This is a genomic window from bacterium, assembly GCA_021372775.1.
Taxonomy (GTDB): domain Bacteria; phylum Acidobacteriota; class Polarisedimenticolia; order J045; family J045; genus JAJFTU01.
The window spans coordinates 1-2493 of record JAJFTU010000421.1 but is presented as its reverse complement, the minus strand read 5'-3'; the positions used below and the strand labels follow the sequence as shown (position 1 = coordinate 2493).

2 protein-coding genes are annotated in these 2493 nt (G+C 74.8%); one reads left to right on the top strand and one right to left on the bottom strand.

What is annotated here, in order from left to right; all coding sequences use genetic code 11:
- On the top strand, positions 1–1218 hold a 1218-nt coding region (locus LLG88_14375), incomplete at its 5' end, for a beta-glucosidase (GenBank protein ID MCE5248095.1).
- A gap of 419 nt (positions 1219–1637) precedes the next feature.
- Here LLG88_14375 and LLG88_14370 read toward each other — a convergent pair.
- Positions 1638–2493, bottom strand: an 856-nt coding sequence (locus LLG88_14370; protein MCE5248094.1) for a coagulation factor 5/8 type domain-containing protein, incomplete at its 5' end; no start/stop codon positions are given.

Genomic DNA, 2493 nt, shown 5'->3' with positions numbered 1-2493 from the left:
CCCGGCCGGATCGCCGACGGCGCCGACGGCGACGTCGCCTGCGACCACTACCGCCGCTTCGCCGAGGACGTCGCGCTGATGCGCTCGCTCGGGCTGACGGCCTACCGCTTCAGCGTCGCCTGGGGACGCGTCCTGCCGCAGGGAACCGGCGCGGTCAACGAGAAGGGGCTCGACTTCTATCGCCGCCTCGTGGACGCGCTGCTCGACGCGGGGATCGCCCCCGCGCTGACGCTCTACCACTGGGACCTCCCCGCGGCGCTCGACGACCGCGGCGGCTGGCTCAACCGCGACGTCGCGCAGTGGTTCGCCGACTACGCGCGCGTCGTGCACCGCGCGCTCGGCGACCGCGTGGCGCTCTGGACGACGCTCAACGAGCCGTGGGTCGCGGCCGACGCCGGCTACCTCTTCGGCGTGCACGCGCCGGGGCACCGCTGCCTGCACGAAGCGCCGATCGCCGCGCACAACCTGCTCCGCGCGCACGGCGCCGCCACGCTCGCGCTGCGCGCCGACGGCTGCCGCAACGTCGGGCTCGTCGTGAACATCGAGCCGAAGACGCCGGCCTCGGACCGCGAGGACGACGTCGCCGCCGCGCGGCGCGCCGACGCCTACATGAACCGCCAGTACGTCGAGCCGGTGTTCCTCGGGCGCTATCCGGAGGAGATGGCGGAGATCTTCGGCGAGGCCTGGCCGGAGCACGGCGCGGACGACATGGCGCTGATCCGCCAGCCGCTGGACCACCTCGGGCTCAACTACTACACGCGCGCCGTGACGCGCCGCGACGACGCGGCGTGGCCCTGCCGCGCGTCGTCGGTCCCGCAGACCGCGCGCCCGCGCACCGAGCTCGGCTGGGAGGTCTACCCGCAGGGGCTCGAGGAGACGCTGCTTTGGCTGCACCGTCTCGGCGGGACGCCGCTCTACGTCACGGAGAACGGCGCGGCGTTCTACGACCCGCCGACGGCGGAGATGGGGCTCGACGACCCGCTGCGCGTCGCCTACTTCCGCGAGCACCTTCTCGCGACGCGGCGGGCGATGGACCGCGGGGCCGACGTGCGCGGCTACTTCGCGTGGTCGCTGCTCGACAACCTCGAGTGGGCGGAGGGCCGCACGAAGCGCTTCGGCCTCGTGCACGTGGACTTCTCGACGCTCGCCCGCACGCCGAAGGCGAGCGCCCGCTTCTACGCCGACGTGATCCGCACCCGCGGCGCCTGTCTTCGCTGACGCTCGCCGCGGCCGGCGCGCGCCGATCAACGTCGCAATAACGGCGCCCCCGCCGCGCCCGCCGCCCGACTCGATTCCCGCGCAATCCTGCCTTTCACGACGAAAGGCGACGTTGCGCGTGAATCACGTCGGGCGGGTAGGGGCGGCTGGCGCGCTCCGATGACCGTCGGAACAGCGGCGCCCCTCCGCGCCTGCCGCCCGACGTGATTCACGCGGAATCCTGCCTTTCACGACGAAAGGCAACGTTGCGCGTGAATCACGTCGGGCGGCAGGCGCGGTGGAGTCTCTCGCGGGGACGCGACGATCGGGACGCGCCAGCCGCCCCTACACGCCCCCCCATCGTGGCGGGCGGTGCGACGCGACGTCGCGCGGGATCCGGTCCCGATCACCCCGACCCGACGCGGAACCCGCGCGGAACCTCAGCGCGCCGCGTGAACGAAGACGACCTCCGCGGGAACCGCGCGCACCGCGACCGCGCCGTCCGCGTCGAGCGGCGCCTCGCGGCCGTCCACGAACGCGCGCAGAGGCCGGCCGTCGATCGGCGAATGAACCACGAGGCCCGCGGCCGGCGGCGTCAGTCCCGCCTCGATCCGCACGCGCGCCTCGTCTTCGCACGTCTCGCCCGCGCACGCCGCCTCCGCGGGCGCGCTCTTCGCGCTCGCCGCGAACGACAGCCGCCCGCCCGGCACGAACAGCCCGCGGATCCCGGCGCCCCCCGCGGCGCGCGCCCACGACTCCGGCAGGCCCGCCGCGACCACCAGCGCCCCGTCCTCCCGCTCGTAGGCGAACAGGTCGAGCGCCGCGCGCATGAAGTCCGACCCGACCCAGGCGTGCGGCATGTCCCCCACGAAGCCCGCCTTCCGCGGATCGCGCCGCACCACCTCGGCCCACTGCCCCCACGCCGCCGGACGCCGCCCGTCCATCAGGAACGCCGCCGTCTCCAGCGCCTCGCGCTTCATCCCCAACCGCACCATCGCGCCGACCGAACGCCACTCGTACGGCGTGTAGAGATCCCACGCGCCCGCCGCCCGCGCGCGGATCTCCTCCGCGTAGCGCTCGAACGTGCGCCGCGTCGCGCGCGCCGGCAGCCGCAGGCGCAGCCCGCCCGGCTCGAGCAGCGCGGTGGAGGAGGTCGCGTCGAAGTCCCCCTTCTCCGCGCAGCCCGGCAGGTTGTCGATCCCGTGGTCGCGGATCGTCCGCTCGATCGCCGCGACGACGTCCGCGCCGAACTCGTCGCGCGACGCCGCGAAGCGCGCCGCGTCCTCCTTTCGTCCG